This is a genomic window from Paenarthrobacter sp. AB444, assembly GCF_028736865.1.
GTDB lineage: Bacteria > Actinomycetota > Actinomycetes > Actinomycetales > Micrococcaceae > Arthrobacter > Arthrobacter nicotinovorans_B.
This window is the reverse complement of the sequence record NZ_JAQZBY010000009.1, coordinates 121,778-146,939: the sequence shown is the minus strand read 5'-3', so window position 1 is coordinate 146,939 and position 25,162 is coordinate 121,778. Positions and strand designations below refer to the sequence as shown.

At 63.9% G+C, this 25,162-nt stretch carries 25 protein-coding genes; 14 read left to right on the top strand and 11 right to left on the bottom strand.

All coding sequences use genetic code 11. From position 1 onward, the window contains the following. Positions 1 to 17 precede the first annotated feature (17 nt). Both PQ627_RS12785 and PQ627_RS12780 read right to left on the bottom strand, forming a co-directional pair. Positions 18 to 710: an SRPBCC domain-containing protein gene (locus PQ627_RS12785; protein ID WP_274261532.1), complete on the bottom strand. Its 693-nt coding sequence runs from the start codon at positions 708 to 710 to the stop codon at positions 18 to 20. Beyond that, positions 703 to 1,353: an ArsR/SmtB family transcription factor gene (locus PQ627_RS12780; protein WP_274261530.1), complete on the bottom strand. Its 651-nt coding sequence runs from the start codon at positions 1,351 to 1,353 to the stop codon at positions 703 to 705. The genes PQ627_RS12785 and PQ627_RS12780 overlap by 8 nt, the downstream gene beginning before the upstream one ends. Before the next feature lie 171 nt (positions 1,354 to 1,524). Here PQ627_RS12780 and PQ627_RS12775 point away from each other — a divergent pair, with 171 nt between their 5' ends. Next, a complete protein-coding gene (locus PQ627_RS12775) occupies positions 1,525 to 2,457 on the top strand; it encodes an RluA family pseudouridine synthase (RefSeq protein ID WP_274261638.1) in 933 nt (310 codons plus the stop codon). A 68-nt stretch (positions 2,458 to 2,525) separates the two neighbouring features. Here PQ627_RS12775 and PQ627_RS12770 read toward each other — a convergent pair whose 3' ends face one another. After that, complete coding sequence (locus PQ627_RS12770) at positions 2,526 to 3,065, bottom strand: O-acetyl-ADP-ribose deacetylase (protein ID WP_274261528.1); 540 nt, start codon at positions 3,063 to 3,065, stop codon at positions 2,526 to 2,528. A 54-nt stretch (positions 3,066 to 3,119) separates the two neighbouring features. Here PQ627_RS12770 and PQ627_RS12765 point away from each other — a divergent pair, with 54 nt between their 5' ends. Next, on the top strand, positions 3,120 to 3,770 hold the full coding sequence (locus tag PQ627_RS12765; RefSeq protein ID WP_274261526.1) for a DedA family protein: 651 nt from the start codon (positions 3,120 to 3,122) through the stop codon (positions 3,768 to 3,770). Here the strand turns inward: PQ627_RS12765 and PQ627_RS12760 are convergent. From PQ627_RS12760 to PQ627_RS12745, 4 genes are all read right to left on the bottom strand, one after another. Next, complete coding sequence (locus PQ627_RS12760) at positions 3,767 to 4,072, bottom strand: hypothetical protein (protein ID WP_144661514.1); 306 nt, start codon at positions 4,070 to 4,072, stop codon at positions 3,767 to 3,769. The two genes, PQ627_RS12765 and PQ627_RS12760, sit on opposite strands and share 4 nt — an antisense overlap. A gap of 104 nt (positions 4,073 to 4,176) precedes the next feature. Beyond that, positions 4,177 to 6,975: a phosphoenolpyruvate carboxylase gene (ppc, locus tag PQ627_RS12755; RefSeq protein WP_274261524.1), complete on the bottom strand. Its 2,799-nt coding sequence runs from the start codon at positions 6,973 to 6,975 to the stop codon at positions 4,177 to 4,179. 154 nt (positions 6,976 to 7,129) lie between these two features. Continuing rightward, on the bottom strand, positions 7,130 to 8,041 hold the full coding sequence (locus PQ627_RS12750) for an ATP-grasp domain-containing protein (RefSeq protein ID WP_274261522.1): 912 nt from the start codon (positions 8,039 to 8,041) through the stop codon (positions 7,130 to 7,132). Positions 8,042 to 8,064: 23 nt separating this feature from the next. Then, positions 8,065 to 9,528, bottom strand: a complete 1,464-nt coding sequence (locus PQ627_RS12745) for a sigma-70 family RNA polymerase sigma factor (protein WP_274261520.1) — start codon at positions 9,526 to 9,528, stop codon at positions 8,065 to 8,067. A 236-nt stretch (positions 9,529 to 9,764) separates the two neighbouring features. Between PQ627_RS12745 and PQ627_RS12740 the strand changes: the two genes are divergently transcribed. Both PQ627_RS12740 and PQ627_RS12735 read left to right on the top strand, forming a co-directional pair. Next, on the top strand, positions 9,765 to 10,529 hold the full coding sequence (locus tag PQ627_RS12740; protein WP_274261518.1) for a hypothetical protein: 765 nt from the start codon (positions 9,765 to 9,767) through the stop codon (positions 10,527 to 10,529). 219 nt (positions 10,530 to 10,748) lie between these two features. Continuing rightward, a complete protein-coding gene (locus PQ627_RS12735; protein WP_274261516.1) occupies positions 10,749 to 11,576 on the top strand; it encodes a DUF1684 domain-containing protein in 828 nt (275 codons plus the stop codon). Here the strand turns inward: PQ627_RS12735 and PQ627_RS12730 are convergent. Together PQ627_RS12730 and PQ627_RS12725 are read right to left on the bottom strand one after the other, a co-directional pair. Then, positions 11,573 to 12,835 (bottom strand): acyl-CoA dehydrogenase family protein, encoded by a 1,263-nt coding sequence (locus PQ627_RS12730; protein ID WP_274261514.1) that lies wholly within the window; start codon positions 12,833 to 12,835, stop codon positions 11,573 to 11,575. The genes PQ627_RS12735 and PQ627_RS12730 overlap by 4 nt on opposite strands. After that, complete coding sequence (locus tag PQ627_RS12725; protein ID WP_274261512.1) at positions 12,835 to 13,626, bottom strand: SDR family NAD(P)-dependent oxidoreductase; 792 nt, start codon at positions 13,624 to 13,626, stop codon at positions 12,835 to 12,837. Before PQ627_RS12725 ends, PQ627_RS12730 begins: the two co-directional genes overlap by 1 nt. An 87-nt stretch (positions 13,627 to 13,713) precedes the next feature. Here PQ627_RS12725 and PQ627_RS12720 point away from each other — a divergent pair, with 87 nt between their 5' ends. After that, positions 13,714 to 14,862, top strand: a complete 1,149-nt coding sequence (locus PQ627_RS12720) for a glycoside hydrolase family 76 protein (protein ID WP_274261509.1) — start codon at positions 13,714 to 13,716, stop codon at positions 14,860 to 14,862. Here the strand turns inward: PQ627_RS12720 and PQ627_RS12715 are convergent. Beyond that, a complete protein-coding gene (locus PQ627_RS12715) occupies positions 14,859 to 15,467 on the bottom strand; it encodes a YdeI/OmpD-associated family protein (RefSeq protein WP_274261507.1) in 609 nt (202 codons plus the stop codon). The genes PQ627_RS12720 and PQ627_RS12715 overlap by 4 nt on opposite strands. 85 nt (positions 15,468 to 15,552) lie before the next feature. Between PQ627_RS12715 and PQ627_RS12710 the strand changes: the two genes are divergently transcribed. The 5 genes from PQ627_RS12710 to tgt all read left to right on the top strand — a co-directional run bounded on the left by PQ627_RS12710 (position 15,553) and on the right by tgt (position 20,159). After that, positions 15,553 to 16,275 carry a hypothetical protein gene (locus PQ627_RS12710; protein ID WP_274261505.1) on the top strand — a complete coding sequence of 241 codons (723 nt, stop codon included), beginning with the start codon at positions 15,553 to 15,555 and terminating at the stop codon, positions 16,273 to 16,275. 78 nt (positions 16,276 to 16,353) lie between these two features. Continuing rightward, on the top strand, positions 16,354 to 16,893 hold the full coding sequence (locus tag PQ627_RS12705; RefSeq protein WP_144661505.1) for an NUDIX hydrolase family protein: 540 nt from the start codon (positions 16,354 to 16,356) through the stop codon (positions 16,891 to 16,893). Positions 16,894 to 16,966: 73 nt separating this feature from the next. After that, positions 16,967 to 18,019, top strand: a complete 1,053-nt coding sequence (locus PQ627_RS12700; protein ID WP_274261502.1) for a DUF6707 family protein — start codon at positions 16,967 to 16,969, stop codon at positions 18,017 to 18,019. 71 nt (positions 18,020 to 18,090) lie between these two features. Beyond that, complete coding sequence (locus PQ627_RS12695; protein WP_274261501.1) at positions 18,091 to 18,801, top strand: SRPBCC family protein; 711 nt, start codon at positions 18,091 to 18,093, stop codon at positions 18,799 to 18,801. 47 nt (positions 18,802 to 18,848) lie between these two features. After that, positions 18,849 to 20,159, top strand: a complete 1,311-nt coding sequence (tgt, locus tag PQ627_RS12690; protein WP_274261499.1) for a tRNA guanosine(34) transglycosylase Tgt — start codon at positions 18,849 to 18,851, stop codon at positions 20,157 to 20,159. A gap of 83 nt (positions 20,160 to 20,242) precedes the next feature. Here the strand turns inward: tgt and PQ627_RS12685 are convergent, their stop codons facing one another. After that, complete coding sequence (locus PQ627_RS12685; RefSeq protein WP_274261497.1) at positions 20,243 to 20,953, bottom strand: queuosine precursor transporter; 711 nt, start codon at positions 20,951 to 20,953, stop codon at positions 20,243 to 20,245. A gap of 304 nt (positions 20,954 to 21,257) precedes the next feature. On the opposite strand from PQ627_RS12685, the gene PQ627_RS12680 reads away from it, so the two are divergent. The 4 genes from PQ627_RS12680 to PQ627_RS12665 all read left to right on the top strand — a co-directional run bounded on the left by PQ627_RS12680 (position 21,258) and on the right by PQ627_RS12665 (position 25,088). Continuing rightward, a complete protein-coding gene (locus PQ627_RS12680; RefSeq protein ID WP_274261495.1) occupies positions 21,258 to 21,920 on the top strand; it encodes a TetR/AcrR family transcriptional regulator in 663 nt (220 codons plus the stop codon). Beyond that, positions 21,917 to 22,813, top strand: a complete 897-nt coding sequence (locus PQ627_RS12675) for a TIGR01777 family oxidoreductase (protein WP_274261493.1) — start codon at positions 21,917 to 21,919, stop codon at positions 22,811 to 22,813. The genes PQ627_RS12680 and PQ627_RS12675 overlap by 4 nt, the downstream gene beginning before the upstream one ends. A 111-nt stretch (positions 22,814 to 22,924) precedes the next feature. After that, positions 22,925 to 23,383 carry a hypothetical protein gene (locus tag PQ627_RS12670; protein WP_274261491.1) on the top strand — a complete coding sequence of 153 codons (459 nt, stop codon included), beginning with the start codon at positions 22,925 to 22,927 and terminating at the stop codon, positions 23,381 to 23,383. 322 nt (positions 23,384 to 23,705) lie between these two features. Continuing rightward, positions 23,706 to 25,088 carry an MFS transporter gene (locus tag PQ627_RS12665; RefSeq protein WP_144661497.1) on the top strand — a complete coding sequence of 461 codons (1,383 nt, stop codon included), beginning with the start codon at positions 23,706 to 23,708 and terminating at the stop codon, positions 25,086 to 25,088. The last annotated feature ends 74 nt before the right edge of the window (positions 25,089 to 25,162 follow it).

The window sequence follows — 25,162 nt, the reverse complement described above, 5'->3', positions numbered from 1 at the left end:
AGGCGCAGGACCCTGACTTACGCGTACACCTTCTCCAGGAACGCACCCCAGCTTTTCGCAGTCAGTTCCGAGTCTCCTGAACCACTGAAGTCGTGCACGGTCATCCCCACCGGAGCGCCAAAGACATTGCGGCCGAAGAACCGGTACATCGCATCCGCGGTCCGCAAGCCAAGGAAGTTCTCATCCGAGAAGTCCACTTCTCCACTCAGCCGCCCAACGCCGTCGAGCTCCAGGTCGACGGCAGTCGCGGCAGTGGTTCCATCAACCCCCAAAGCCTTCTTCAGCTGAACGAAACCATCCGGCGTCTGCGAAGACGCTGGCGCCTGGATGTCCGTGAACGTCACGGGCTTGCCGTCAAAGAACTCCAGGTACTGGCCGAGGGTGTGCAGGTAGAAGCGGGTGTGCTTGCTGGCGCCGTCGTACTGCTCGTCCCAGTTGTCGGCGAAGATTCCGCTGTGCACGTAGTGCAGCTTGGCCCGTCCACCTTCGAGCGGTTCAAGGACATGCTCCAACTGGTTGAACCAACCGTCGGGGCCGTCCATGCGCGACACCAAATGCGTGGGGTACTCTTCCACCGTCCGCACGGCGGGCCACTGGTCCGTGGGGAACATCCAGGCCGGCGTGTCCGCGGTGACGGCGTTCCATACGCGCTCGGGAGTGCCGGGCAGCTCGGTATCGGCCACGATTTCGAATTTCCGGTTGTCAGTCATTGCTTTGGTCCTTGTCTGCTGATGGATCCCCTGCGGGAGCGGTTTGTGGTGTGGTTTTCAGTGCGGGATGAAGGACGACGACGAACCGGTGCTTGCGTCCGCCACCCGCCTGGGCGGCAGGACCGCCGTCGTGGTATTTATCCACCAGGCGCGTCACCGCCACCCCGAGTTCCTCTGCGAACGCGGCGCGTTCCGCGGCAGAGCGGAAGGTGATCTCGCCGTCGATCGCGAAGCTGGCCAGCTTCTTCTTGGCTGCGGCAGCACCGGAAATGAGGTTGCCCATCTCCTGGACAGTGCGTGAAGCGAGCGCCAGCAGCCAGAACGCGGAGAAGCGGTCCGCGAAACGCCGCGGATCCGGCGCAACGGAGGCCAGCGCCGTCGGCGAGATCAGGTAGGACGCCGCCGTCGCACGCAGTACGCGCTCGGTGACGTTGCCCTTGCGGCGCTCCTCCACCAGTTCCACCAAGCCATGACGCTCCAGGGCCTTGAGGTGGTAGTTCACTTTCTGGCGCGGCAGGCCGACCTTGGCGGCCAACTGGGTGGCCGACGCCGGTTCCACCAGTTCCTGGAGGATGCGTGTCCGGATGGGGTCCAGCGATGCTTCCGCTGCTGCCGCGTCCTCGATCACTTCGATGTCCAACATGCTTCAAGTATGCCTACCGACAAATTTTCTTGTCAAGAACTTTTTTGTGTTCGGAAGTTCCTCCCGTTGCGGGGCCCGCTCTGCGCCCTTCGAGCCTCGAATATTGCGTAGAGCGGGCCGCACAACGCCAGCAAAGTAGACACAACGCCAGCAAAGTAGAATTGTCCGGTGATGCAATCCCCCCTCCCCGTACGCGACGGCGTGAACGCCACCCGCCTCCGCCTCCCGGACGAGGGCCCTTGGGACACTGCAATGGACTACATGATGCATCGCTGGGGACACATCGACCCCCAGGGCATCGAGGATCGCTTCGACGCCGGCGAAATCGTGGGCGAAGGCGGCGTACCCCTGACGCGGACCACCAAGCTGGAGGACCACACCTTCATCTGGTACTACCGCACCCTGCCCCCGGAAACCCGCTTGCCGGTGGAAATCACCATCCTCCACCAGGACGAGCACATCCTGGTGGTGGACAAGCCGCACTTCCTGCCCACCACCCCGGGCGGTACCTACATCCAGGAATCCGCGCTGGTCCGGCTCCGGAACCAACTGGATCTGCCGGACCTCATTCCCATGCACCGCTTGGACCGGATGACCGCCGGCCTGCTGCTCCTCTCCACCAACCCGGAGACGCGGGGCAAATACCAGGTGCTCTTCGAAAAGCGCCAGGTCCAGAAGGAATACGAGTGTGTGTCCGCCGCGACGCCCGCCGCCGGCTATCCCGACGTCGAATTCCCCGCCACCGTCCGCAACCGCATGACCAAGTCGCGCAGCTACCTGCTGGCCGAAGTCATCGACGGCGAACCGAACGCGGAAACGCGGATCGAGCAAGTAACAACGTTCGACGCCGGCACTCAGCGGCGCGCGCTCTACCGGCTGGAACCCCACACCGGCAAGACGCACCAGCTGCGGGTGCACATGGCCTCACTCGGCTTGGGAATCGTCAACGACGCCTTCTACCCGGAGCTGCTGGACAAGGCCCCGGACGACTACAGCAAGCCGCTCCAACTCCTGGCCCGCGGGATCACGTTCGTGGACCCCATCACCAAGAAGCCCGTTGAATACCGGAGCCAACTCGAACTCAGCGAAGCCCACCCCTCCTAAAGCAACGCGGGGTCAGATATGGCCCATGATTGGCCCCAACACGGGCCATATCTGACCCCGCGTTGCTTTCAGCGGTCAAAGGCTGAGCGGAAGACCGCCGTCGTGTCCTCCGAGAACAGCACGAACTCCACCAACTCCAGCGGGCTGTCCCCCGTATCGCCTGCCGGAGCAGACGACGCAAACCGGTCAACGGCGTCGAGCGCTATCTCCGCAACTTGGCGGGCGTCCCAACCGTAAATTCCGGCACTGACCGCAGGAAAGGCGATCGACCGGGCACCCAGCCCGGCAGCCACCACCAGGCTCTCGCGGAAGCAGGAGCCCAGCAACGCCGGGTCGGTCTGCCCGGCGTGCCGGTTCGGCCCCACCGTGTGGATCACCCACTGCGCCGGGAGCCTGAAACCTGGCGTCGCGACGGCGGCCCCCACCTGCAGTCCGCCGGGCAGTTGGGTGCGGCGCAATTCGCGGCAAGCCTCCAGGAGCTCCGGTCCGGCGGCCCGGTGAATGGCGCCGTCCACTCCCCCGCCGCCGAGCAACGATGAATTGGCCGCATTGACGATTGCGTCCACTGAACGGGTGGTGATGTCCCCCTGACGGATGTCGATGCGCATGCCCACAGTCTCGCGTCCGAGCGGTGGACCCGGCAAGTGCGGTAATTTGTGCGCATGGACATCACCGCCCCGGAGACCTGGGGATCCGCAATCTACCTGTGGATCGTCCCCATTGTGCTGGGCGATGCCATCTTCCCGCCGATCCCCTCCGAAATGGTGGTCATCACCGGCGGAGCGCTCGCAGCCGACGGGCACGCCAACTTCTGGCTGATCCTTTTCCTCGCCGCGTTCGCTTCCTGGCTCGGCGACATGGCGGTGTTCATGCTGTTCAAGCGAAGGATCAGCCACGTCCTGGACCGTTGGTCGTGGGGCCGCCGCGTTCACCGCGGTATCCATGAAGCGATCGCCAAAGCGGGCCGTTCGTCCACCTACGGCGCCATCATCGGCGCGCGGTTCATCCCGGGCGGCCGACTGGCGACGTCCGCGGCAGCTGGAATCGCCAACGTCTCCATCCGCGGATTCGGTTTTTGCGCGAGTCTCGGCGGCGTCCTGTGGGCGGTGTGGCAAGTGGGACTGGGCTACTTCACGGGCTCGGCTACCAAGCTCCCCTTCTGGGCCAGCTCGCTCATCGGGGTAGGCGTCGGCTTGGTGATCGGCGTGGTGGTAGGCCTGATCGTCACACGACGCCGCGGGTCCCGCTCCCCGGTGGATGAGCCGTTCGACGCCGACGGGTCCGGCAGCGTTGCGCGACCGGAAGAAAGCTAGACCGGCGACCAGCGGCCACGGCTGCGGCGCAGCACGTACAAGCTGCCGGTAACAGCAACACGTTCGACGGCGTCACGCATCATGGCGGCCGAAGTCAGGGCGTCGTCGTTCTCACCTGCGTAGTCCCGGTCATTCACTGTGAAGCGAAGGCTTATCTGGGGAACGCCGCCCACGATGTCCAACTGGTTGGATTCAACATGGTGGCGTGTTTCCAGGGCCTCGATCGCCGCGGCCATGACGGACTCCGGGGCGTTTCCCGGTTTGAGGCCAGTGATCTTCAGCTTGGTTTGGAACGACGGCATCCCACCACCCTAACGCTCTCTCACATCCCACACCCTTAAATCGGATCCCTCCCTCATTGGGTGAGGGAGGGATCCGATTTATCCCGTGGGATGTGAGAGAAGGATTAGCCGGTGTTGCGCAGGCCGGCCGCCACACCATTGACGGTGATGAGCATGGCCCGCTGCAGCCGCTCGTCGATTTCGGCGCCGGAGACGGACTCCTCGCGGACACGGCGGAGAAGTTCCACCTGCAGGTAGCTGATCGGGTCCAGGTACTGGTCCCGGATTTCCAAGGAGCGCTTCAGCGTGGGCTGCGCGTCCAGCAACTCGATCTCGCCCGTGAGGCGTTCCACCTCGGCCACCGTGAGCTCATACTCATCACGGATCATGTGGAACAAGCGGTGCAGTTCCTCCGGGACCAGCGAGGAAACGTAGTGCCCCGCGATTTCCATGTCCGTCTTGGCCAGGGTCATCTCCACGTTGGAGATGACCGAGCGGAAGAAGTGCCAGCGGTCCATCATCTCGCTGAGCTGCCCGGTGTCGCCGGCCTCGCGGGCGGCCTTCAAGCCGGAACCAACGCCGAACCAGCCCGGCACGATCTGGCGGGACTGGGTCCAGCCGAAGACCCACGGAATGGCGCGCAGGCCTCCGAGCCCTGCGCCGGAGTCCGGACGCTTGGACGGGCGCGATCCGATGTTGAGGGAGCCGAGCTGCTCCACCGGGGTGGAGGACAGGAAGTAGGCCGGAAGGTCGGGATCGTCGATGAGCTCGCGGTAACGGGCAAACGCGGCGTCGGAAATGGTCTCCATGACGTTGGCGTAGCGTTCACGCTCGTCTTCGGAGGTCCGCGGAGTGCGGTGCAGTGCCGAGCCCTGCATGACCGCGGCCAGCGAAAGCTCAAGGTTTTCCCGGGCGAGGTCGGGCAAGGAGTACTTGTCGGAGATGACCTCACCCTGCTCGGTGAACTTGATTTCCCCTTCAAGGACACCGTTCGGCTGGGCCATGATGGCGTCGTACGTGGGTCCGCCACCACGGCCCACGGACCCACCGCGGCCGTGGAACAGGCGCACCCGCACACCATGCTTGGCGGCAACATCGCGCAGCTTGCGCTGGGTCTTGTGGATCTCCCACTGGCTGGTCATCACACCGGATTCCTTATTGGAGTCCGAATAACCGAGCATGATTTCCTGGATGTCCCCACGGAGCCGGACTAGTTCGCGGTAGGACGGATCGGACAGCAGCTGGTCCACGATCTCCGCCGAGGCACGCAGTTCTTCCACGGTTTCCAGCAACGGAGCGAAGCCGATCTTGGCGTGGGGCTTTGCGCCGAAGAGGTCGATCAGACCGGCCTCGCGGGCCAACACTGCAGCTGCCAGGACGTCGTCGGCACCACGGGTCATCGAAATGATGTAGGTCTCCACCACATCCGGGCCATAGGTGTGCAGTGCCTGCCGGATGCTGCGGAAGACGTCATAGGTGCCGTCAGCCGTTCCCTCAAGCTTGATCGGGTGGCCGGAAAGCGGCCTGCGTGAGGCGAGTTCAGCGCCAAGGAATTCGAACCGCTCTTGGCGGGTCAAGTCGCCGTAAGGCTTCTCGGTGCCCAGCCGGTCCACCAGCTGCCCGACGGCGTCATGGTGGTAGTCGGCATGCTCACGGATGTCCAGGGTGGCCAGGTGGAGGCCGAAGGCGGCGATGGCCCGGCGGACGCGTGCCAGTGCACCGTCGGCCACCAGTCCCGCAGAGTGGTTCCGAAGCGAGGCTTCCAGAAGGCCGAACTCGGCCAGCAGCTCCGGGGTTGTGGAGTAGTCCCGCCCCGGCTCGTGATGGGTCGAGGCGGCAATACGCCTGCCCGTGTTGATGAGCTTTGCCTTGATGCACGTGAGCTTGAGGCGGTACGGTTCCTGGGCGTTCAGTTCAAGGATGCGCTTGTCCAGGCCCGGCAGGTTCTTCAGGTCCACCTCGATCGAGTCCAGCAGCTCCTGGTCCGCACCGAACAGCGCGGTCGAGTTGGACAGGATAGAAATCAGGTCATCAATCAACGCGATGCCGATGCGGACGGCGTTCTGGTTCTGGAGCTGCAGGATTTCGCGGGTCACTGCCGCCGTGACGTTGGGGTTGCCGTCCCGGTCGCCACCGATCCACGAACCGAAACGGAGCGGAGCGCCTGCGGCGGGGAGCTTCACACCGTGCTCGGCAAGGAGCTCAGCGAGGTCTGTGAGCATCTCCGGCATGGCGTCCGTGAGGATGCTGTTCAGGTAGTAGATCGCGTTGCGGGCCTCATCCACAGGGGTGGGCCGGACCTTGCGCAGTTCGTCGGTCTGCCACATCTGGTCGATGATTTCGGACAGCTGACGGTCCTGGCGGCGACGGGCGGATGTCCCTTCCTCGGTCGGTTGGGCCAGGACATCGGAGAGCTTCCGGATCTTGTCCAGCACCGAACGTCGTGAAGCCTCGGTGGGGTGCGCCGTGAAGATCGGACGGACGTCGAGCTCGTTGACAACGTCCTGCAGGACCTGGGGACCTGCCTGTCCGGCAATCTCGGACACGGCCTTGGCCAGCCAGCCGTCCTTCTCCTGCCGGGTACGCAGCCCGCGCACCCGGTGTACCTGTTCCGCGGCGTTGCTGAGGTGGAAGTAGAACGCAAAGGCGCGCACCAGGTCCGTGGCCTGGTCCAGCGGCAGGGAGGCGAGCAATTCACGTACCTGGGCAACGACGTCGTGCGCGCTCCATGGACCGGTAGCGTCAGCGCCGCCCCGCGCTGCTTCCTTTGATTCCTTGGTCAGTAAGCGGACCTGCTCCACGAGTTCGAGCAGTTCGGGACCGTGCTGCCGGACCAGGGACTCCCCCAACAGGGTGGAAACGCGGCGCACATCGGCGCGCAGTTCTGCAGCAAGGTCGGTGTCTTGATGGGCAGTGTGAACCATGGATACATACCTTCGGGGAGAGGTTTGGCCCGTACACTGCGCTGGATACTGTGAGCCGGATTACTGTTTTTCTCTACGGGATCTTACCCGGCCCCAACCCCAGCAAAGAATGCGTCTCAAAATTTGGCACCGCCTTTTGCGTTCGCTCGTAAAGTCATACTGCTCCGCCCATCACCTGCCCGGCAGCGTATCGCTTCATGGCGTGGCGCAGGAGTTCGGGCGCATGCGCGCTGTTCGGGCCGAACCGTGCATTGACTTCCAGCACAACGGGCGTCCCGTCGGGCATGCGCCGAATGTCCATATCGACAGCCCCGGTCAGGCCCAACGCCGCAGCCGCCGCGGCTGCGGTGCCGGCAACGTCAGCTGACGACGGCGGTTCGAGCCTCCTGACCGAGACGGCACTGCCCCAGCGTCCGTACTTGAGTTCGGATTTCTCCAGCACCACCACAACGTCGTGTCGACCGCCGTCAAGTCCACTTCTGTACACCATGGGCGCGTATTCGGTTCCCGTTGCAAAGCGTTGGACAAGCCAGGAATCGTCCAGGGTACGCCAGATGCGTTCGGCGTTCCGGCCGCCGTCGGTGTGCCTTTCCAGGACCTGCACTCCCCGCCCACCGCGCGACACGCGCGGTTTCACCACCAGCCATCCGCCCATCCTGGCCATCGCCTCATTCATGGAGCTGAAGTCTCCCGGCAATCCGAAATCAGGCACCGCCACGCCAACGTTGGCCAAGCACTTCATGGTGAGGTATTTGTCGCTCGCAATGGACACCGGCGCAGGTTCTGCAATCAGTATCTCCGCGCCTGGCGCGAAGTCCTTCCGGGCCGCAGCCGCGGCCACCAACTCCTCGCTGAGGGTCGGAATGACGACGTCGACGCCGTGGGCGGCCACGAGTCCGCGCAGTTCCCACAAGTAGCCGGGTGTGTCCACCGGCGAAACCACGGCCACCGCATCGGCTGCCGAACCATGGACCGGCCGCATATCAACACCCAGAACCCAGTGTCCAAGATCCCTGAGCTGACGTGACAGCGAAAGCCCTGTGGACCCACCGACACCTGTCACCATTACCCGTACCATCGAGGCTCCCATCAGTATTTGCAGACAAAGTTGGCGGTGGTGAGGCCTGTGCCACTGAGGGAGTAGCTGAGCAGGCCGCCGGCATTGGGATCTTTAGGTACGGATTCCAGATGAAAATGCAGGTCACTTCTCTGGACCAGATCCGTTACACAGGACACCGCGCTGGAATTTATCGCCAAGCACGACCAGCCAGCGGGAGCCGCCACCGGCTGGGCTCCGATCAGGACATCGTTATCCAGCGCCAGGACAACTTTGCCGCTCCCCAAGGGTTCGGTTCCCGAGGCGGTGAAAGTGATATCCCAGCTTGAAACGCTGGAGGTCTGTGACCCGTTACGATCCGTCGTGGTGACCCACTTTGCTGAACCGCTGACGGCGGCCAGCGACGTCGAGGGCGGTTTGGGCGGGGTGGTCACGGACTGCGTCGGGACCGGCGCGGGCGTGACCTTCGGCTCCGGCGGGGTAACAGGTACTGGTTTTTCTTCCACGGGCGCGGGCGTAGCAACGATGGACGGCGTGGTGCTGCCCGGCGGCGGAGGGGGTGGGGACGGCCATGGACTGGTCTCCGGAGATACGGCACCCGTTTCGACAGCCTGCGGCTCAGGCGGAGGATCGGGAACGATGACGTCTACGATTCCCACGGCACCCAGCACCAATCCGACGGCGGCTGCCGTGGTCAGTGCCATGGCGGCCGGATGCGCCAGCGCGGGGACGGCAAGGAAACCCTTGACCGGCAAAATCCCGCCCAGCACCCCAAGCCCTGCCCCTTTTCCCACCCATGCTGCCAGTGGGAGGCCCGTCACCAAGGGCAGGAGCACCGCGCGCATCGTGCCTTGGACATCATCCAGCTCAGCCAAGGCTGCCGTGCAGTTGGCGCAGCCCTCGAGATGGGTTCTGACCTTGAGCTCAGCACTGCGGGAGAGGCCACCCCGGATGAAAGAGCCGAGCTTCGCGGCGAACTCCGCGCAGCTGGCATCAGCCTTTTCGGCGACGTGGAACTGCAGGTACTGTCGCCGCAATCCTTCACGGGCACGTACGGCCAATGCTGAGACGGCATTGGCCGACAATCCCAGGATCGGAGCAACAGACGCCGGTTTCATGCGTTCAACGTCCAGGTACCACAGGACGGCCTGCCAGCGCTCGGGCAAGGACCGGAACGCCCGCGCCACTGTGTTGGACTCGAAGGCCTGGACGGCGGCGTCAGGCTCGGCCATGGTTTGGTCCAGCAAAGACTCATCGCCGCTGGGAACCAGCCTGCCGCTCTTACGATTGAGCTGATGCGACAACCTCGTCACTGTTGATAACAGATATGCCCGGAAAAAGGTGTCCGGCCCTTTACCGGCCACCAAGCTCCGCAGCACCGATTGGAAGGCTTCGGCGACGACGTCTTCAGCATCGCTCGGATTGTCCACGTGACGCTTGGCAACGGTAGAGGCAATGGCTACGTGACGCTCATAAAGGTGGTTGAAGGCCGACATATCTCCATTGCGGACCAGCTCAATCAGATGTCCGTCGTCGTGGACCCCACGGTTTGATGTGTTGCTCGAGCGTGACCCCCGTGACATCTAAGCGCCCCCAAAACGTAATGAACCGTGCCCATATAGATGAAGTGGGGGCCAACCGGAAGTCGTGACGCGAATTTGTCCACAATCTTTACCAACGTTCTCTTGGACCTGCGTCGTCACGAAACGGCATCGGCGGGCACTGTTCCGATATGACATCGTTCCGGACAAAGCCACTTGCCGAATGCGCCTTTCCGCGGCATCTTTTGCTGCGCCGGTGGCAAACCACCAGCTACCAGGCAGGCTGGAGGTTCCGCTCGGATTGGTTCCAGCCGGAGGTCCGGACAGTGGTGACGTCCCTCGCCACAAGGGCCGTCATTCCGGCAAATACGGCCAAATCCCTGGGCGCTGCACGGGCCAGGAATGGCGTAGGCATCAGCGAAACCATGATGGATTTCAGGGCCCTCTTCACGGCGGCGAATCAATCCCTGGACGTGGATGCCCTTCAGTCGCTGGCCGAGGGCTGGGCCGAGGCCGCCGAGGCCGCTCCGCCGATTTCCTGCACCGACGTTTATACAGGCCTGGCTACCAAGGCCCATTTCCAACGCCAAATCCACGAGGTCTCGGGGTTGGCCACAGGATGTCAGGGGGCGTATGCGCTGGCTGTCCTCTCGATGCCCGGCCACCGGGGAAGCCAAGGCCATTGTTGGACCGAACTGGCGCTCCTTGGAGAGGCAGTGAAAGGACAACTCAGAGGGACCGGGGCAACAGCCATGTACCAGGATTCCGCGATCCATATCCTCTTTCCCGTCAGCGAAGAGAACGTATCGAGGATGGTGCAGTGCAAAGCGGCCCTGGAAGCTGTTGAGGGCGGCTCGCTCACACCAGTCCGGATTGCGTTCTATCCCCTGGCGTCCGATGCTGCGGCGGTGCCCACAGCAAAGGCCCCTGTTGTCTCCTTCTTCGAATCGAACTGACGATTTACCGCGTCATGAAGTGGCCGGAACTGACACTGACTTTTTGATGGACCACTCCCGGGGCTCTCCGGGCGTGCCATCACACGCGGCTCGCGCTGGCATGGGTTGGGGGCCAGCGCGAGCCGTTCCAAGGAGTCGTCCCGCAATGCTTGGGAATGCAGCCCCCTGGTGCATGGTTGAGAGGAGTGCACACAGCGCGCCCTTCAGCCAAGGAGAACCATGAGCTCGCCAACCACAGCAACCGACCCCCTGCTCGCCCGTTGGGAGCGGTTCCGTGAAGGGCGGAATTCAGCCTTGGCCACCGAACACGGCTGGCTCACGTTGACGTCGTTCCAGTGGCTTGCCCCGGAGCCATCCGCGGTGGAGCTGGCGCCAGGCCTTTGGTCGACGGACGGGACAAGGGCTTTCCTGACAGCAAAGGCCGGGGATGGCCTCACGCTGGTTGACACCGGTGAGAAGGTGGACGGCACCATCAGTGCAGCGCTGGAAGATGAAGAGTCGCTGATGTGGGTCCAGTACGGCGGTGCGGACGGCAAGCAGGTCGTGGTGGAACTGGCCATGCGCGCTGACAAGTACGCCATCCGCACCCGTGATGACGCCTCTCCTGTCCTGACGGAGTTCAAGGCCGTGCCCACCTACGATTACAACCCCGGGTGGGTGGTCAACGGCCGCTTTGAGCCCTACGCGGAACCCCAGGATGTCCCCATCGGCACAGCCAACCCTTTGGTGGACGGTGTCCACCGTTCAGTCGGCGAGGTCGTCTTCCATGTCCCGGGTATCGGGCACGAGATCCGGCTCCACGCGGAGGCGGAAAAGCTTGGCGCGCTCAACGTCACTTTCCACGACGAAACCAACGGGGACACAACGGATGAGTGGCGCAAAATCTTCATCCCCCGCCCACGGCCCGACGGCTCTGTGGTGATCGATTTCAACCGCGCCATCAACTACCCGAGCGCCTTCACGCCCTACGGCACCTGCCCCATGCCCGTCCGTGGCAACTCGATCGATGTCCGGGTGGAAGCCGGAGAGAAGATCCCCGCGGCCTAGGCGATGGCGGACACGCCCGTCACTGCCCGTCCGGCGATCAGTGAGTTGATCTCATACGAGCCCTCGTAGGTGTAGATGGCCTCGGCATCGGCAAAGATCTTGGCCATCCGGTAGTCGCTGACGATCCCGTTCCCGCCGAGGATTGACCGTCCGCGGGCCACGGTGTCGCGCATCCTCGCGCTGCAATAGGCCTTGGCGAGCGCCACCTGGGCCATGTCCGCGCCTCCGTGCCGCACACCGTTGGCGTCCGTGAAGATGTCCTCCTGCAGCTGGGCGATGCGAACCATCATCCCCATGCTGGCCACCGCATTTCCGAGCATTTCCACCAGGTTCTGTTGAACGAGTTGGAACCTCGCCAGCGGACGGCCGAACTGCAAACGCTCGACGGCGTACTGCCGGGCGACGTCGAACGCCGCCAGTTGCTGGCCTACAGCCTGCCAGGCGACCATGATGCGCGATCCCCGCAGCAGGTGGTTGGTGTCGGCAAAACTGCTGATACCCGAGAACCGGTCAGCCTCGGCAACGTGCACATCCTCAAAAACAATGTCCGCGTTCTGCACTGTCCGGAGGGCTATCTTGTTCTCGATGCGGCTGCGGGTAATGCCGGGCAAGGACGCATCCACGATGAAGGCCCGTATGGCTCCGTCGGCTTCGTCCTTGGCCCACACCAGCATGTAATCGCAGAACGTCCCGTTGCCGATCCAGCGTTTGGCGCCGTTGACCACCCAGTAGTCGCCGCCGTCGGACGCCGGCCTTTCCACCCGGCGGGCGGTGGTTTCCATGCCGCCTGCGACGTCGGAACCGTGGTCCGGTTCGGTGAGCGCGAAGGCGCCGGTGGTGCGGAGGTTCGAGGCGTCGTCGAGGTAGCGGTCCTGCTGGGAGTCGCTGCCGAAGTCATATAAGGACTCCACGAAGAGATCGTGGTGGACCATGAAGAACGTCGCGATCGAGGTATCCACGCGCGTCATCTCGGCGATCACCAGTCCCGCGAACAGGTGCGTGTACCCGCGTTGGGCAGGGGCACTGAGCCGGAGCGCGGCGAGCTTGGGCAGGATGTGCTCGGGAAATTCCGCCTTCTCCCACCATTGCCCGGCGTAGGGTGCGATCTCGGTGGCCAGGAAGGCCCGGAGTTCGTTGAGTTTCCGCTGTTCCTGGACACTGAGCAGCGATTCGAAATCGAAGAAATCCGCGGTGGGAAGATCGGCTACCGAAGCGGGGACGGAACCGGCCGGGACGGGGGCACCACTGTAATCGCCCATCATTTGATTCCCATCCGGATAGCGCCGTCCAGGCGGATGGTCTCGCCGTTCAACATGGCGTTTTCCACGATGTGGGCGGCCAGGTTGGCGTATTCCGCGGCCCTGCCGAGTCGTGCCGGGTGGGGAACCTGTTGCCCCAGCGAGTCCTGGGCGGCTTGGGGAAGCCCGGCCATCATGGGGGTTTCAAAGATGCCCGGCGCGATGGTGGCCACGCGGATCAGCGAGCGCGCCAGCTCACGTGCCAACGGGAGCGTCATGGCAGCTACTGCCCCTTTGGACGCTGCGTAGGCGGGCTGGCCGATCTGGCCTTCAAAGGCGGCCACGGATGCGGTATTGATGATGACGCCACGCTCAGGGCCGCCCAAATCCGTGGACACCGGCTCGGTTTCCGCCATGGCCGCAGCGGCAAGGCGGATCACGTTGAAGGTACCGACGAGATTGATCTGGATGACCCTGTTGAAGGTCTCGAGGGGCAGCACGCCGTCGCGCCCAAGCACCTTGCCCGGCGTCGCAATACCGGCGCAGTTGACCACGATGCGCAGGGGGCCCAGCGATGATGCAGCATCCACGGCGGACTGGATCTGGGCCTCATTGGTGACATCAGCCGGGGCGAAGACGGCCTTTCCGCCTACGCTCCGGGCGTTCAGTTCCGCCGCGTAGGCCTCGCCCGCCGACTGGGGCAGATCTACCAGCACCACCGAGGCCCCGGCGTCGAAAAGACGCTTTGCCGTAGCGGCCCCCAAACCTGACGCGCCGCCAGTGACCAGGGCCACCGTGCCGTTGATGTCCATCCATCCTCCTTGATGCCGAAATCCGTTAATGCATGTTAACTGGAATTGTGAGCCAGCGCACCCCGGCTCCGCCGCTAGGCTGGGTTCATGTCCAGCCATGCCGATCCATCAACGAACCCCAGCGAGTGGGCCGCCCGCGCCAATCAGGCAGCCCGATCCGTGACCCGCAGCTTTGGCAGGCGGCTTCTGTTCCTGCCCGGCACCCATATCGGAGCCATCAAAATTCCCGGCAACAGCATCCGGAGCCTGATGGGTCCGTGGCATTACTGGTGGCAGGCACATTACGTCGATTGCCTGGTGGACGCCGGGCGCCGGGAACTCGCCACGGGCACAAGGTTCGACGGCGGCTCCCGCCCGAGCGCGGGACGGCTCGCCTCCCGGCTGGTCACCACCATCCGGCTGCGGAATCTGCTGAGGTTCGAGAACCATTTCTACGACGACATGGCATGGTTGGCTCTCTCAACGCTCAGGCTCGAAAAGCTGGCGGAGGAAACCAGGAAGCCGGGCCGACGTCGTAATGCCTATATCCGGAAGCGGTTGACCCTGCAGTTCGACTCAGCTTCCACCGACGACCTCGGTGGCGGCACGTTCTGGAGCACCAAGAGGGACTTCAAGAACACCCCGGCCACCGCCCCTGTAGCGCTTTTCTATGCCCGGACCGGCCACCGCGAACGGGCACAGGCACTGGTGCAGTGGCTCAACACCAGGCTCCTTCATGCCGAGCGCGGCGTTTACCAGGACGGAATCCGGATCAGGAACGGGGCAACAGTCCTGGAGGACGCCGTGTACACGTACAACCAAGGGCCCGTCCTCGGGGCCTTGCTGGAACTGGGCGGGCAGGACAACCTTGAGCGGGCCGCACGCCTGGTTGATGCCGTCGCCCGCGAGCTGACGGTACCGGGCACGCGCGTGATCCGTGGCGATGGGACCGGCGACGGCGGCCTCTTTACCGGCATCCTGGTCCGCTACCTGGCCCTGGCAGGACGGGACAACCGGCTGCCCGAGCCAACGCGCGAAACGGCGCGGAGCATGGTCCTCGCCACGGCGGAGGCCTTCTGGTCAAGCCGCCGTGAAGCTCCCGAACTTGCCCAAGGCACTGCACACGGCAACCCACCCCTGCTCTTCTCCCCCGACCCGCTGCGACCGGCGGCCGAAACCTATCCGGCCAGTACCGGCGTCGAACTTTCCACCCAGCTGCAGGCCTGGATGACCCTCGAAGCCGCCGCCACGCTCTAGCCGGGATCGGATTGCTTCGGCTGCTTCTTTTGCGGATAAGGGCTCTCGTGGCGGGCCAGCATCTCCACGAAACCGGCGATCTTGCGGGCCCGGGTATCGGCGCGTTTGACCAGATTGGTCCGGTGGATCAGGGCGAAGCGGTTCTGGGACGTGAGGACGTCGAACATGGCCTGCGCCTCGGGAACCGCGGCGATCGCTGCCGCGAGGTCTTCCGGTACCACCGAATCGGCCGGTCCGGCGTAGGCAGCCTCCCAGCGTCCATCGGCTTGTGCGGCCTCCACGGCGGCGCGGCCGGCATCGGTCATCCTGCCCTCGGCTTCAAGCCGGGCAATGAGGCCCACGTTCCGGGCGGACCAGATGCTGCGCCGGCCCCGCGGGGTCATGCGCTGGAAGTAGCTCTCGGCGTCGCGCCTGCGGGTCTGGCCGTCGATCCAGCCAAAGCAGAGGGCCTCGTCCAGGGCGGCGTCGTAGTCCAGTTCCGTAACGTTGCCGCCCTTCTTGTGCAGGACCAGCCACACGCCAGGACTGTCCGCAGCGTGGTCGGCCAGCCATGCGCGCCACTGGGCACCGTCTCTGACGATCAATTCCTCAAGCTCGATGGGCATGGTCCCATTCTGCGGTGGAAGGGGCGGGCACGGATACGGCCACGCGGAATAGGCTGGGAACCGACCACCAGAAACCGGAGGACCAATGCTGCGAGCCCGCCCCATCCACTACACCTCACGACCGGAGCAATGGACCGCACTGCTGCACGCCTTGGGTTTGGCAGCGACCGTTGACGACGGCGACTGGCTGGAGTTCGACGCCGGTTCGGGTCGCCTTGCCGTGGCCCGGGTGGAGCACGGCCACCCCTTGGACGCCATCACTGTCTTCAGCGTTGAAGTCGGCGACCTCGAGGAATTCGCACGGCGCACCGAGGACGACGGCACGCAGGCCGAAGTCCACCAAACGCCGGACGGCGCCACAGTGCAGATCTCGGCCGATGACGGGTACGAATTCTTCGCCTTCCCGGCGCAGCGGGCCGCAGACGGATCGTGGGCCACGTCCCCGGAGGCCGATCCCGCCCTGACGCTGGTGGCAACATGGATCAGCCCGCTGGTAGGAGTCGCAGTCAACGATCTCCGGAATATTGGCGCCCGGCCCCGGACCCAGGACGACGAATCGGCCACGTTCACCACCAAGAACGGCGGAATCCTGCGCGTCATCCACGGCGCGGACAGCGGCAACGGCGACCTCGCGTTCGAGTACGACGGCGGGCTGGAGCCTTTGCTGGGCCGGCTCCACTCCGCGGGCGTTGATGCGAGGATCGAGGACGAGGTCCTCTACGTGGCCAACCCTGATGCGGCCGGTGGCTCCGCGCCGGCGTCGATAGTAGTGGAAAAGTCCCGCGCAGCCAGCACACCGGCCCCTTGATGCCGCCGAGAGCGTAACGGCCCCTTCAACCGGGATGCCTCCACGGAACTTCCACCGGGGATGCGGTAGAACTTAACCATGAGCGTACGTACACCTGACCCGTATCCAGGCTGGCTTTCCGATGAAGACCTCTTCGAAGCCCGCGGCCGTCTGCCCATGGTTTACGTGGAGGCTGTTCCTGTCAGGCTTGATCCGCTCGGGTACGTCAACGAAGTTGGCACCTTGCTCCAGGGCGACGCCGACGGCAACATGGTCCGCTACCTCGTCTCAGGCCGTGTCCTGTACCGCGAGACTATCCGTGCGGCGCTCCTGCGGCACATGGAAAAGGACCTCGGCCCCCTGGCGTTCCCTCAGCTGCCCATCAGCCCGGTTCCCTTCACAGTGGCCGAATACTTCCCGGCTCCCTCACAAACGGGCTTCACCGACGAGCGCCAACACGCCGTGTCGCTTGCCTACGTCATCCCGGTCACCGGCGAATGCGAACCCCGGCAGGACGCGTTGGAACTGACGTGGATGACGCCGCAGGAAGTGCTCAGCGACAACGTCCAGCAGGAATTCGACGGCGGACGCGGGAACCTCGTACGGCAGGCATTGGCTTTCTCGGGGGTAGTTCTCTAGCGGGTCACGGCCCCTCTGACAGCCCGTCTTTGTAGACTGGACGGCGGACCCCAAGAGAACCAAAGGATTTCCGATGACTCACAGCCCAGCCACACAGCAGTACAGGGAAAAGCAGGCTGGGGACCTGCGGCCCGGGGATTTCGTGTTCCCACCCGGCGACGGGCCGGCCCAGGAAATCGTCAGTATCGACGTTGAAAATGATGACTACGGCGTCGCCGCTTTGTTGATCGCGACAATGGACGACGGCGGCACAGTGCGGATCGCTGTCGGGTCCAGTGTTCCGGTAGGGGACGGTGTTCCCGCGGGCGACGGGGTTGCTGCGGGCGTGGGCGCCGACGGGATTGACGACGACGCCGACGCGGTCGCCGTGCCCGCCGCCGGCACTCCGGACTCCAGTACCCCGCACTCCAGTACCCCCGCGGAAGCCGACGCCGACGCGGTCGCCGTGCCCGCCGTCGTCGTGCCCCCGCGGCCCGAAACCCCACCCACCTACACCGGCCCCAGCGCCGAGGAACTCGCGCTCATCCCCGAGCCGGACGGAACACCCGAAGCCGTGGTGCGGGCCGCCGCCGCGAACCACAAAGGCAAGAACAGCGTCCAAGTGCTCGCGGAGAGGCTCGCGAAGGGCATCAACACCAAGTCAGGAAGCTGCCTCCGGGACCTCAGCAACCTGGCGTTCGATCTTTGCATCGTGCTGCGGGATCCGGACAACGCCCTGGCTGTGGCGGACCTGCTGAACGTGCTGCCCTTCGACGGGAACCTCGACAGGTGGGCCTCCATCGAACGGGGCCTGGCTCTTTCCAGCTTCATTTGCAGGGAAGCTGGACAAAGCGAACGCGCAGCCGTGTACGAGAAACTGCTTCGCGCCCCTGAATCCCAGGAGGAAGACCCCTTCAAGGCCCGGATCAACGCCCGGGTCAGGCAGCGCTCGCTGAACGAGCCCAACCTGTACGACAAGGAAATCTTCCGCGCGATCGACAACGGCAACCACGAGGCCGAGCGCGACTGGCGCTTCCTGCGCCTGGAAGCGCTGCTGTTCCTGCGGGCCCACGGCGGCTCGAAAACCATCAGCGAAGAAGAGCTCGCCAGGAGGATCGACGGCGAACTGGAATCGGTGCGCGCCTAGTTTTCCTGCGCCTTGGGCCGGGGAATTTCAAGGCCTGTTATGTGGGCTCGAACGGCGGTAGATTCGGGGCCATGACGAACAATCTGAGCGTTGTGGTTAATGCCGATGCGCAGCAGGTGTGGACCATGCTGCGTGAACCGTCGTTGGTGGCCCAATGGCACGGTTGGGAAGCCGATGATCTCGACGACGAAATCAAACAGATCTACTTCAACACGGACGTCGTGGAAGGACCCGACCACACGAGCCTGACGGTCAATGGCGGGGACGTTTTTGAGCTCCACCCCGTCTCCGGGGGCACGGAAGTCCGCGTCACGAGGGTTGCGTTGGACCACGATTCCGAGTGGGCCGACTGGGACGAGGACATCACGCAGGGCTGGCTGACGTTCCTCCACCAGCTCCGCTTCGCGTTGGAGCGGCACCCCCGCGGGCACCGGCGGACGCATTTCGTGTCGCTGCCCGGCAAAGGCGGTCCGGCGATTGAGAAGCTTGGCCTCGGGGACCTGCCTCCGGTTGGGGAGGAGTACTCGCTGACGCTCGCTACAGGCGAGAAGATCTCCGGCAAAGTCTGGTTCAAGAGCCGGCATCAGGTGGGCCTCACGGTCCACAGTTATGCCGAGCACGGGGATGGCCTGTTGATCGTCGCCGAGCAGTTGCCGATTCCGGAAAAAAGGCCCGACGGCGGGTCAATGGTCATCGCCTCGACTTACGATCTGGGGGCCCACACTTTGGCGGACATCCGGTCATCGTGGGACAACTGGAAGGCTGAAAACTACGGCTCCTAGGGCTTATCCGGCAGGTTGCTCCCGGTAAAGCTGGCACACTTGGTAGCGTGCCAGCTTCCTCCTCTGCTCCTGCTTCGTCCCCCTCGCTGCCCGGCTTGTCCGAGCGGCAATCCGAGTTCTCCTTTGCGGTGGGCACGCGCCTGACTGAAACGTGTTCGCCGTCGTCCTCTCTTGTGGAGGCGAACGGGGGCGAATTCCTGGGGCGGACCGGCACCATCACCACACCGCACGGGACCATCCAGACGCCCGCGTTCATCGCCGTCGGGACCAAAGCCACCGTGAAAGCCGTGCTGCCTGAGTCCATCGCGGACCTCGGCGCGCAGGCCGTACTGGCCAATGCCTACCACCTTTACCTGCAGCCCGGACCGGAAATCCTCGACGCCGCGGGCGGCCTGGGGGCGTTCATGAACTGGTCGGGTCCCACGTTTACGGACTCCGGCGGATTCCAGGTGATGAGCCTTGGTTCCGGGTTCAAGAAGGTCATCGACATGAAGAACGTGGACTCTTCAGGACCTGACGACGCCGTGGCCCCCGGCAAGGAACGGCTGGCGCACATCGACGACGACGGAGTCTGGTTCAAGTCCCACCTCAACGGCGACAAGCACCGTTTCTCGCCGGAGATCTCCATGCAGGTCCAGCACCAGATCGGCGCGGACATAATGTTCGCCTTTGATGAGCTGACTACGCTGCAGAACTCCCGCGGCTACCAGGAAGAGTCGCTGGAACGGACGCGGATATGGGCGCTGCGGTGCCTGGAGGAGCACTCGCGTTTGACGGAATCCCGCGTGGGCAAGCCGTACCAGGCGTTGTTCGGCGTGATCCAGGGCGCCCAGTACGAGGACCTGCGCCGCAAAGCCTGCCGTGACCTCGGGGCGATGCCTTTTGATGGCTACGGCATCGGCGGGGCGTTGGAGAAGGAAAACCTGGGCACAATCGTGCGTTGGTGCAATGAGGAACTGCCCGAGGACAAGCCCCGTCACCTGCTGGGCATTTCCGAGCCGGACGACATCTTCACGGCAATCGAGAACGGCGCCGACACCTTCGACTGCGTCTCCCCCACCCGCGTGGCCCGGAACTCCGCGTTCTACACACCTTTCGGGCGCTTCAACCTGTCCGGGGCGAAGTACAAGACCGACTTCGGCCCCTTGCAGGAAGGCTGCGACTGCTACGCCTGCGCCAACTACTCCCGCGCCTACATCCATCATCTGTTCAAGGCGAAGGAAATGCTCTCCGCGACGCTGATCTCCATCCACAACGAGCGCTTCGTGGTGAAGATGGTCGACGACGCCCGGCTTGCCATTGAAGCCGGTGACTTCTTCGAGTTCAAGGCCGAGACGCTGGGGCGGTACTACTCTTAGTTGCGGCGAGTTCGCGGGAAGCGTGCGACGGCGTTGGGAAACTTCCAGCGAATTGGCACGTTTCCGGCGAACTCGGCGGATGGTTAGGCGGCGACTGCCCCGTAGCTCGGCTCGCGCTTCTTGATCCAGCCCACCACCAGCACGGTGATCGGCACGAAAATGAACTCGACGGCGGTCTTGTAGAGGAAGCCGACGAGGACGTAATTGACGAACGAGCCCACGTCGGAGATGCCAATCACGGACGCCGCAATGCTGCAGAAGATCAGGGTGTCCACGAATTCGCCCACCACTGAGGAACCCATCAGTCGTGCCCACAGGCTCTTTTCGCCAGTGCGCGCCTTCATCTTCACCAGGATCCAGGAGTTGATGGTCTGGCCTGCCAGGAAGGCCAAGAGCGAGGCCAGGACAATCTGCGGCACTGGTCCGAGCGCACCCTCGATGGCGGCCTGCTTGGCCGTTCCGTACTCGTCATCGAAACCCGGCAGGATGATGATCACCCAGTAGCAGAGGGACGCGAACACAGAGAGTCCGAACGAGGTGATGATTGCTTTGCGCGCCACCTTGAAGCCGTAGACCTCGCTCATGACGTCGCCCAGGATGTAGGCCAACGGGAAGAGGAAGAAGCCCCCGTCCGTGATGATCGGGCCCAGCACTACACCCTTGGAGGCGCCGATGTTGGAGAGGATCAGCACCACTGCCATGACGGCCAACATAATGCCGAAGTAGGGGGAACCAATCGAGGCAAAGCGCGGTGCGGGCTTGCTGAGCGTGCTGGAGCCAGAGGGCGTGGGCATGAGTCATCCGTTTCGTAGTGGTTCGCGCAGGCGGCCCCGACGTGAGGCAGCCCCGCTGTATTAGCACTGGGCGGTGGGGCATGCGGCCGGCACCGCTTACATTGTCCCACCCCGCCCCGCCAACCCCCACTCACACCCCACCCCCTTCCCGCCAACCCTCACTCACAACCCACCCCCTTGCCCCAAACCCCCACTCACACCCCACCCCCTTCCCCCAAACCCTCACTCACAACCCCCACTTTTGAACACGTTCAATTCATGCAATACTGATTTCTGAACACGTTCAAAAACCAAGGAGTGACGAATGGCTGCCAAAAGTGAACAAACCCGTCAATTGGTGGCAGACGTCGCGCTGAAGATGTTCCGCGAGATCGGCTTCGAGAAGACCACCATGAGGGCCATAGCCCAGGAGGCTGGAGTGTCGGTGGGCAATGCCTACTATTACTTCGCGTCCAAGGACGAGCTGGTCCAGGAGCTCTATATCCAGGTGCAGGACGAGCACGCCGCGGCCGCCGCCCAAGCCCTCGAAAACGTCCAAGATCTCGCCGGCCGCCTGAAGGCCGTGCTTCACTCCGGAATCGACGTCATGACGCCGTACCACCAGTTCGGTTCCGACTTCATCGCAACGGCGATCCGGCCGGCGTCGCCCGTCAATCCGTTCGGAGAGGCGTCCACCGCCGCCCGGAACGCGTCGCTCGCGATTTTCCGCACCGCCGTCGACGGTTCCTCGCCCGCCGTCGCCAAGAAGCTGCGCGGCGACCTGCCCGAACTGCTGTGGCTGGCGTACATGGGTGTCGCGCTGTTTTGGGTCTACGACAGATCCGAGGGCCAACGCCGCACGCGCAGGCTCATCGACGGCGCAGCGCCGCTGGTGGCTCGCGGCCTGTCGCTCGCCAAGATTCCGGGGGTCGGCAAGGTGTTCGACGACGTCCTCGGGCTCGTACGCAGCGTGAAGGAAGACTTGTGAAGACGGTGGTGATCGCGGGTGCTTCCGGCTTCATCGGCAGCTGCTTCCGGCGCCGGTTTCTCGACGACGGTTGGCAGGTCCGGACGGTTGGGCGGGCCGCGTCGGCCGACGCGCAATGGGACGACGACGGCGCCATCACCAAAGCGCTGGACGGCGCCGAACTGCTGGTGAACCTCGCCGGACGATCCGTGAATTGCCGTTACAACGAGCGCCACAGGCGGGAGATCCTGGAGTCGCGGGTGCAGACGACGCGTGCCTTGGGGCGTGCGGTTGCTGGGTGTGCCGAACCACCCCGGACGTGGATCAACTCAAGCACTGGCACCATTTATCGGCATGCGGAAGACCAAGCACAATCTGAGGCCTCGGGTGAGATTGGCAGGGGATTTTCCGTGGATGTGGCCCGGGCCTGGGAGGACGAGTTGGCAGCTGCTGTCGCGCCGGCTACGCGGAAAGTGCCGCTGCGCATTGCGATAGTGCTGGGCGCCGGTGGCGTCATGGGTCCCCTCCGGAACCTCGCCCGGCTTGGCCTGGGCGGGCACATGGGTCCAGGTACGCAGAAGTTCAGTTGGATCCATGTGGAAGACCTGTATCGAGCGGTGCTGTTCATTCACGAGCGGCCAGAGCTTACTGGTCCCGTCAACGCCGCTTCACCCTACCCGGTGGACAATCGTGAGCTCATGGCCTTGGTGAGGCAGAGCTTGGGTGTGCCATTCGGGATGCCGACCCCGTCGTGGTTGCTCGAGGCCGGCGCTGTTCTCATCCGGACTCAGACCGAGCTGGTGCTGAAGAGTCGATGGGTTGAGCCACGGAGGTTGGTGGATGCGGAGTTCACCTTTGAATACCCGTCGCTTGCCGGAGCCCTCAACGAGATCGCGAAGGCCTCACTCACGTAACCACCCCATCCGACCAACCCTCACTCACGTAACCACCCCATCCGACCAACCCTCACTCACGTAACCACCCCATCCGACCAACCCTCACTCACGTACATGTCGGAGGCGATTATGAACGATGACAGTTGGACTGACGAGGCCGAATATGGGTTGATCGCAGCCGGAACACGGCACAGCTGGCGATACGGATCAAAGGCCCGGGTGGTGATCGGAGGAGGAGGACTCGCGATTGGCGTCGCGGTGGCGCATCTGACCTTCTGCCTCTTGCTGACTCTTCAATTACCGGGATGGGCAGTTCTTTTCTTCATCTACAGCCTGCTTCCGGTGTGGGCTGTCGGCGCTGGCGTTGGATCACTCCTAGGGCTGGCGCTGCGGCGGGTCCGTAACCAGTGGGTCCACGTCGCCGCCTTTTTCGCCGTCCCCTTGCTTGTCTGCGTACCGGTGGGCGGGCTGTCGCAGGCCGGTTCGGTTCTGCTCTCACTATCCGTCGCCGTCGCTGGGGGCGTTGGACGACTCTCAATTTGGAAGTCGGTTCGCGTCAACGATCCCGGTCCGGGCCATGGGATGTGAGCGAGCGTCCACCTCAAGCACGCGGAACGTGAGCGAGCGTCCGCCCCAAGCACGCGGGACGTGAGCGAGCGTGCGCGTGAAACCCGCGGAACGTGAGCGAGCGCGCGCCGGAAACCTAAGGAAGTGTTAGGAAATCCGGCACGGCGTTGGCTGTGCCGTGCATCACCCATAGGTTGGAATACGTCCTCTTCACCCCCAAGAGGGCCTTTCTTAGTCGACGAAGAGCCATGCGCAACGAAGCCATGAGCACCCGCTTCATGGACAGAACGAACACATGCAAGACACGGCCGCCTCAGCTGCTGCCGTCCAGGAAGGTTCATTGATGAGCACCCAACAAGCTGCACCTCTGAGCGAAGCCGCCCAGACCCGCAAGGCAGTGAGCAACATCCTCAAGGGCTCCGCGGGCAACCTCGTGGAATGGTTCGACCTCTACGTCTACACAGTGTTTGCGGCGTATTTCCAGTCGCACTTCTTCAACTCCTCCGACGATCTCCAGGCCGGCCTTGAAGCGATGGCCGTCTTCTCGACGTCGTTCCTCATGCGTCCGATCGGCAGCTGGTTCTTCGGCCGTTACGCTGACCGGAAGGGCCGCAAGGCCGCGTTGACCTTGAGCGTGACCCTCATGTCGGCTGGTTCGTTCGCCATCGCGATCCTCCCAACACAGGATGTCATCGGCCTGTGGGCGCTCATTCTGCTGGTCTTCATCCGCGTGCTCCAAGGCTTCTCGGTCGGCGGCGAGTACGGAACCAGCGCGACGTACATGTCCGAGGCGGCGACGGCCAAGCGCCGCGGCTTCTTCTCGAGCTTCCAGTACGTGACGCTTGTCGGCGGTCAGATGCTGGCGCTTTTGGTGCTCGTGATCCTGCAGAACACCATGACCAAGGAAGCCCTGACCGAGTGGGGCTGGCGTATACCGTTCGCGATCGGTGGCGTGGCGGCGCTTGTAGTGCTGTGGCTTCGCCGTTCCATGGAGGAAACGGTCTCCGCTGACCAGATCCGCGCGGCACACGTCAAGGTTGCAGGGGAAGCACAGCCCGGCACCATGAAGCTCCTGTTCACCAAGCACTGGAAGCCGTTGCTGATCTGCATCGGCATCACCCTTGGCGGCACGGTGGCGTTCTACACCTACACCAACTTCATCCTGAAGTTCATGAACGATACCTCCGGCATCGCCAAGACGGACACTTCGGTGATCAACTTCTGGGCCCTCTTCATCTTCATGCTGCTCCAGCCGGTGTACGGCTTGATCTCGGACAAGATCGGCCGCAAGCCCTTGCTCGTATGGTTCGGTGTGACCGGCGTGCTGTTCACGTGGCCGCTGCTCTCCACGCTTGCAGGCACCAAGGATCCCTTCGTTGCCTTCCTGCTCATGATGGGTGGCCTGCTGATGGTTGGTGGTTACACCTCCATCAACGCCCTGGTGAAGGCAGAGCTCTTCCCCGCTTCCATCCGCGCCCTCGGTGTGGGCCTGGGCTACGCAATCGCCAACTCGCTCTTCGGTGGCACGGTCCCGCTGATCGGTGCGGCGCTGCAGAAGGCCGGCCAGGAGGACCTGTTCTTCACCTACGTCACGGCAGCAATCTTTATCTCGCTGTTGGTCTACGTCTTCGCACTGAAGAACAAGAAGGCCACGCACCTGGATACTGAGCAGGGCCACGCCTGGAAGGGCCGGGGCGACGACAAGAAGGACCTGATCGACGCCTAAAAGCCCCCTTGTGAGGCCCGCTCTGCGCCCTTTGGCTACCCCGAAGGACGCAGAGCGGGCCTCACACGGTTAAG

What these genes read in the sequence shown, in the direction of transcription:
- PQ627_RS12735 (WP_274261516.1), top strand. Translation starts at nt 10,749, where the DNA reads ATGAGCTCGCCAACCACAGCAACCGACCCCCTGCTCGCCCGTTGGGAG.
- PQ627_RS12745 (WP_274261520.1), bottom strand. Translation starts at nt 9,528, where the DNA reads ATGTCGGCCTTCAACCACCTTTATGAGCGTCACGTAGCCATTGCCTCT.
- PQ627_RS12700 (WP_274261502.1), top strand. Translation starts at nt 16,967, where the DNA reads ATGACTCACAGCCCAGCCACACAGCAGTACAGGGAAAAGCAGGCTGGG.
- PQ627_RS12685 (WP_274261497.1), bottom strand. Translation starts at nt 20,953, where the DNA reads ATGCCCACGCCCTCTGGCTCCAGCACGCTCAGCAAGCCCGCACCGCGC.
- PQ627_RS12695 (WP_274261501.1), top strand. Translation starts at nt 18,091, where the DNA reads ATGACGAACAATCTGAGCGTTGTGGTTAATGCCGATGCGCAGCAGGTG.
- PQ627_RS12665 (WP_144661497.1), top strand. Translation starts at nt 23,706, where the DNA reads ATGAGCACCCAACAAGCTGCACCTCTGAGCGAAGCCGCCCAGACCCGC.
- ppc (WP_274261524.1), bottom strand. Translation starts at nt 6,975, where the DNA reads ATGGTTCACACTGCCCATCAAGACACCGACCTTGCTGCAGAACTGCGC.
- PQ627_RS12720 (WP_274261509.1), top strand. Translation starts at nt 13,714, where the DNA reads ATGTCCAGCCATGCCGATCCATCAACGAACCCCAGCGAGTGGGCCGCC.
- PQ627_RS12670 (WP_274261491.1), top strand. Translation starts at nt 22,925, where the DNA reads ATGAACGATGACAGTTGGACTGACGAGGCCGAATATGGGTTGATCGCA.
- PQ627_RS12750 (WP_274261522.1), bottom strand. Translation starts at nt 8,041, where the DNA reads ATGGTGACAGGTGTCGGTGGGTCCACAGGGCTTTCGCTGTCACGTCAG.
- PQ627_RS12705 (WP_144661505.1), top strand. Translation starts at nt 16,354, where the DNA reads ATGAGCGTACGTACACCTGACCCGTATCCAGGCTGGCTTTCCGATGAA.
- PQ627_RS12680 (WP_274261495.1), top strand. Translation starts at nt 21,258, where the DNA reads ATGGCTGCCAAAAGTGAACAAACCCGTCAATTGGTGGCAGACGTCGCG.
- PQ627_RS12785 (WP_274261532.1), bottom strand. Translation starts at nt 710, where the DNA reads ATGACTGACAACCGGAAATTCGAAATCGTGGCCGATACCGAGCTGCCC.
- PQ627_RS12770 (WP_274261528.1), bottom strand. Translation starts at nt 3,065, where the DNA reads ATGCGCATCGACATCCGTCAGGGGGACATCACCACCCGTTCAGTGGAC.
- PQ627_RS12715 (WP_274261507.1), bottom strand. Translation starts at nt 15,467, where the DNA reads ATGCCCATCGAGCTTGAGGAATTGATCGTCAGAGACGGTGCCCAGTGG.
- PQ627_RS12725 (WP_274261512.1), bottom strand. Translation starts at nt 13,626, where the DNA reads ATGGACATCAACGGCACGGTGGCCCTGGTCACTGGCGGCGCGTCAGGT.
- PQ627_RS12740 (WP_274261518.1), top strand. Translation starts at nt 9,765, where the DNA reads ATGACATCGTTCCGGACAAAGCCACTTGCCGAATGCGCCTTTCCGCGG.
- PQ627_RS12780 (WP_274261530.1), bottom strand. Translation starts at nt 1,353, where the DNA reads ATGTTGGACATCGAAGTGATCGAGGACGCGGCAGCAGCGGAAGCATCG.
- PQ627_RS12775 (WP_274261638.1), top strand. Translation starts at nt 1,525, where the DNA reads ATGCAATCCCCCCTCCCCGTACGCGACGGCGTGAACGCCACCCGCCTC.
- PQ627_RS12760 (WP_144661514.1), bottom strand. Translation starts at nt 4,072, where the DNA reads ATGCCGTCGTTCCAAACCAAGCTGAAGATCACTGGCCTCAAACCGGGA.
- PQ627_RS12710 (WP_274261505.1), top strand. Translation starts at nt 15,553, where the DNA reads ATGCTGCGAGCCCGCCCCATCCACTACACCTCACGACCGGAGCAATGG.
- PQ627_RS12730 (WP_274261514.1), bottom strand. Translation starts at nt 12,835, where the DNA reads ATGGGCGATTACAGTGGTGCCCCCGTCCCGGCCGGTTCCGTCCCCGCT.
- PQ627_RS12765 (WP_274261526.1), top strand. Translation starts at nt 3,120, where the DNA reads ATGGACATCACCGCCCCGGAGACCTGGGGATCCGCAATCTACCTGTGG.